General features: G+C 69.2%; 5 protein-coding genes and 1 tRNA gene. 3 read left to right on the forward strand and 3 right to left on the reverse strand.

Features of this window, described 5'->3' with window-relative positions:
• Window positions 1-428, forward strand: a 428-nt coding sequence (locus ACIPIA_RS11050; RefSeq protein WP_400509428.1) for an ATP-dependent helicase C-terminal domain-containing protein, incomplete at its 5' end; no start/stop codon positions are given.
• A 19-nt stretch (window positions 429-447) separates the two neighbouring features.
• On the opposite strand, the gene ACIPIA_RS11055 is transcribed toward ACIPIA_RS11050, so the two are convergent.
• The 3 genes from ACIPIA_RS11055 to aroA all read right to left on the reverse strand — a co-directional run bounded on the left by ACIPIA_RS11055 (window position 448) and on the right by aroA (window position 3,365).
• Entirely contained in the window at window positions 448-1,254 is an 807-nt protein-coding gene (locus tag ACIPIA_RS11055) for a DUF1194 domain-containing protein (protein ID WP_400509430.1), read from the reverse strand.
• Window positions 1,255-1,371: 117 nt separating this feature from the next.
• Window positions 1,372-2,025 carry a (d)CMP kinase gene (gene cmk / locus ACIPIA_RS11060; RefSeq protein WP_400509432.1) on the reverse strand — a complete coding sequence of 218 codons (654 nt, stop codon included), beginning with the start codon at window positions 2,023-2,025 and terminating at the stop codon, window positions 1,372-1,374.
• Window positions 2,022-3,365, reverse strand: a complete 1,344-nt coding sequence (gene aroA / locus ACIPIA_RS11065; protein WP_400509434.1) for a 3-phosphoshikimate 1-carboxyvinyltransferase — start codon at window positions 3,363-3,365, stop codon at window positions 2,022-2,024. Before aroA ends, cmk begins: the two co-directional genes overlap by 4 nt.
• 230 nt (window positions 3,366-3,595) lie before the next feature.
• Here aroA and ACIPIA_RS11070 point away from each other — a divergent pair, with 230 nt between their 5' ends.
• Together ACIPIA_RS11070 and ACIPIA_RS11075 are read left to right on the forward strand one after the other, a co-directional pair.
• A complete protein-coding gene (locus ACIPIA_RS11070) occupies window positions 3,596-3,988 on the forward strand; it encodes a TIGR02300 family protein (protein WP_400509436.1) in 393 nt (130 codons plus the stop codon).
• Window positions 3,989-4,157: 169 nt separating this feature from the next.
• A tRNA-Ala gene (locus tag ACIPIA_RS11075) sits at window positions 4,158-4,233 on the forward strand.
• The last annotated feature ends 56 nt before the right edge of the window (window positions 4,234-4,289 follow it).

Raw genomic sequence — 4,289 nt, forward strand, 5'->3', positions numbered from 1 at the left:
TCGCCGGCCGGACCTCGCTCGCATCGATCCAGCCTTCCGACCTCGATTCCGCGCTGGCGGGCCTGCTTCCCTGGGAGATGAAGCGCCGGCTCGATCAGGACGCGCCGACCCATTTCACCGCGCCGACCGGCTCTTCGCTTGCCGTCGACTATGCCGCCGAGGCCGGGCCTACCATTTCGGTACGCGTGCAGGAACTCTACGGTCTCGCGACGCATCCGGCGCTCGCAGGCGGCCGCGTGCCGCTGGTGCTGGAGCTGCTGTCGCCGGCGCATCGGCCGATCCAGGTCACGCGCGATCTGCCCGGCTTCTGGCGCGGCTCATGGGCAGCGGTGAAATCCGAGATGAAGGGCCGCTATCCCCGCCATCTCTGGCCGGACGACCCCGCCGCGGCCTTGCCTACGACGCGGGCGAAACCCCGCGGGACGTGAGGCCGGCCCGGCCGAGGCCTCAGTTCCCCATCCGGTCGCGCCATTGTCGTTCACCGGCCAGGCATGAGGCGGTATCGCCGCCCTGGACCTTGTGCAGGGTGGCATCGGCCGGCGCCTCGGCGATCTCGCGTAGCAGCTTGGTCTTCGTCGCTTCGACGAACTGGCTCTTCTCCCGGATCGGAATGACGAAGGCGCCTATGCCGGTGATGACGCAATCGCTGTAGTAGGCGTCGAGATTGTCGATGTCGAAATAGCCGGCCTGCTTCAGCATCACCGGGAGGCCATTGATGGCGATGCCCTTGGCGCCCGCCTCGTCGCGCGCGGTCGTGACCGGGCGCCCGTCATTGTTTGCGCCGTCGCCCGAGATGTCGATCACACGGCGCATGGCGGCAACGTTGGACTGCTCGAGCAACTGCACGCCGAGATCGATCGCGCCCGAGATCGAGGTGCGCCGGCCGCGCCGCGTCGGCGCCTCGCCGAGCTCCTCGGCGAAAGCGGTGGCGGCGGCCGGGCCGTCGATCACCTTCCAGGGCCTGACGACGTATTGAAAGCCGGTCCCCGCCCATTCGAAATAGGTCACGGCGATCTTGCCGATCGCTCCCTTGGCGATGGCGTCGTGCAACTGCTTCGACCGGAAGGCCTCGATGTATCCGTTGCGCTGCAGGGCGAGCTCGTCGAGATCCATCGAATAGGAGACGTCGACCGCGAGCACGAGCGCGACGTCGACCTCCTCGGGCGGGGCGCCCGCCGTCTGGGCCCGGAGCAGGGTGGGGTGCCAGAGCGCCGCCGCTGCCAGACATGAGAGACCGTACAGCCAGCGCCGCATCGCCACCTCCGTCGTTATGTCGCGAGATGGAGTGTGCGCCGGGCCGGAGCGCTCGCCAAGCTGGAAAATCCGGCTGGCCGCGCCTGTTTCGATAGCAAATGCGCGAGGAGGCGGCCTTCAGGCCGCGCGGCGGCCCTCGACGATGCCGATCGCGGCCGCCACGGCCTCCTCGACCGTCAGCGCCGAGGTATCGAGCGTCACGGCATCCTCCGCCGCCCTGAGCGGGGCGTCGTTGCGGCCGGAATCGCGGGCATCGCGTCGGCGGATATCCGCGAGAATGCCGTCGAAGGGAACAGCCTCGCCGCGCCCGAGAAGCTCCTTGTGCCGCCGCGCGGCCCGCACCTCGGGTGTCGCGGTGACGAAAAGCTTGGCAGGCGCTTCCGGGCAGATCACCGTGCCGATATCGCGTCCGTCGAGCACCGCCCCGCCCGGTTGCGCCGCGAAGCGCCGCTGCCGGGCCAGGAGCCCGGCGCGCACGGCTGGCACGGCGGCGACCACGGAGGCAGCCTCGCCGATCTCGCGGCCGCGCAGGCGATCTTCCGGGAAGGCGGTTTCGTCGAAGCTGTTCACGATGGCTTCGGCGGCGACGGTGTCGCGGATGTCGTGGCCGGCATCGAGCATCGCCCTTGCCACCATTCGGTAGAGCAGGCCGGTATCGAGGTAAGGCAGCCCGTAATGAGCCGCGAGCCGGCGCGCCAGCGTGCCCTTGCCGGAGGCGGCCGGGCCGTCGACGGCGATGACGAACGGGCCGCGCCGCGCCGCCGGGCTCATCCGATCTGGCCCCCGAGGCCGTTCATCAGCGAGACGAAGCTCGGGAAGCTGGTCGCGATCATCAGCCCGTCATCGACCACGACCGGCTGCTGCGTCGCCAGCCCCATGACGAGGAAGCTCATCGCGATGCGGTGGTCGAGATGGGTCGCGATCGGCCCGCCGCCCCGCACCGGCCCGCCGCCCGAACCCTCGACGACCAGATCGTCGCCTTCGATCCAGCAGGTGACGCCGGCCGCCTTCAGCCCGGCCTCGACCGCCGCAAGGCGGTCGGATTCCTTGACGCGCAGCTCCTGCAGGCCGCGCATCCGCGTCGTGCCGTGGGCGAACGAGGCCGCAACCGCCAGCACGGGGTACTCGTCGATCATCGCGGGCGCACGTTCCGGCGGAACCGTCACGCCGTTTAGGCTGGAGGCGCGCACGCGCAGATCCGCGACCGTCTCGCCGCCTTCATTGGCCTCGCGCTCGATCGTGATGTCGGCGCCCATCTCGCGCAGCGTCGTCAGCAGGCCCGAGCGCAGCGGATTGGTCATCACGCTCTCGATCAGGATGTCGGAGCCCGGCACGATCAGCCCCGCGACGAGCGGGAATGCGGCGGAGGAGGGATCGGCCGGCACCACGATCGGCGCCGCCCGAAGCTCCGGCTGGCCCTTCAGCACGATGCGCCGGCCGTGCTCGCCTTCCGGCGTCACGGTGATTTCGGCTCCGAAATGAGCCAGCATCTTCTCGGTGTGGTCGCGTGTCGCTTCCGCCTCGATCACTGTCGTCTCGCCGGGGGCGGCAAGCGCCGCCAGCAGCACGGCCGACTTGATCTGCGCCGAGGCGACGGGCGGGCGGTAGGCGATCGGGATCGCCTCCTTCGGCCCGCGCAGGGTGAGCGGCACGCGGCCGCCCTCCTGCTGCGAGACGACCGTGGTGCCCATCTGCTCGAGCGGGTCGAGGATGCGCCGCATCGGCCGCTTGCGCAGCGAGGCGTCGCCGTCGAATGTCGTGGTGATCGGATGCGAGCCGCAGACGCCCATCATCAGGCGCGAGCCGGTGCCCGCATTGCCGAAATCGAGCGTGTCGGTCGGCTCGCGCAGCCCGCCGACGCCGACGCCCTGCACGCGCCAGCTGCCCGGACCGTCATGGTGGACGATCGCGCCGAGCGCGCGCGCCGCGGCGGCGGTGCGCATCACGTCCTCGCCCTCGAGCAGGCCGGTCACCCTGGTCTCGCCGATCGCCAGCAGGCCGAAGATCATCGCCCGGTGCGAGATCGACTTGTCGCCGGGCACCCGGACGCGGCCCTTGAGCGGGCCGCCGGCGCGGGCGGTGACGGGAACGGGTTCGTGGTCGTGGGACACGGGCTCTGGGTCTCTGCAGCTCGGGGCAAAACGGATGCGCGCCCGGCCTAGCACGCCCGCGCGAACTGCGCCAATGGCGCGGCCGCGCTCCCGTGCGGGGAGGCTGCGAATCGGCATCGCTCTTGCGCGCAGTTGCCGCATGGCTCAAATCAACATTTGACAGCGCCGGCTGCCCCGACTAACGGACGCGCCTGCTTTTCAGATAGATGATGATTGAAGGGTCCGACGCAGTGGCGAAACCGGAACTCGGAACGAAGCGCGTTTGCCCGGTCACGGGCCGCAAGTTCTACGACCTGAACAAGGATCCCGTCGTCTCGCCCTATACGGGGCAGGCCTATCCGCGCTCGATGTTCGAGCCGCAGGCCAAGGCGCCGGCGAAGCCTGAGCCTGAGGAAGAGGACGAGACCGAGGCCGCCGACGGCGCCGTCGAACTCGTCTCGCTCGACGAGGCCGATGCCGAGGCGTCCGAGAAGGAGGCCGTCGTCACCAGCGAGGACGACATCGAGGTCGAGGACGACATCGGTGGCGAGGATGACGACACCTTCCTCGAGGAGGATGAGGAAGGCGACGACGACGTTTCCGACCTGATCGACGGGGATATCGAAGGCGACGAGGACAACTGATCCACAGCCTCGAAAAAAGATGACGACAAAGCGACATTAGGCGCTTGTGTCTTCCGCCCGAGCCGCCTATAGAGCGCTTCGTCGCCGGCAGGCGGCTCCGGGCGGACCGCCGAAACGGCGGAAACAAAGTCTGGATTTGGCGGCCGAAACCCAAGCGGCCGTCGCGAGTGGGGCCATAGCTCAGTTGGGAGAGCGCTTGAATGGCATTCAAGAGGTCGGCGGTTCGATTCCGCCTGGCTCCACCAAATCTCACCAGCGATACAATCTGGTCACTTCACCCGGTGCGACGCTGATACGTGGC

This window comes from Allobosea sp. CER48 (assembly GCF_044752385.1).
In the GTDB taxonomy this organism is placed as follows: domain Bacteria; phylum Pseudomonadota; class Alphaproteobacteria; order Rhizobiales; family Beijerinckiaceae; genus Allobosea.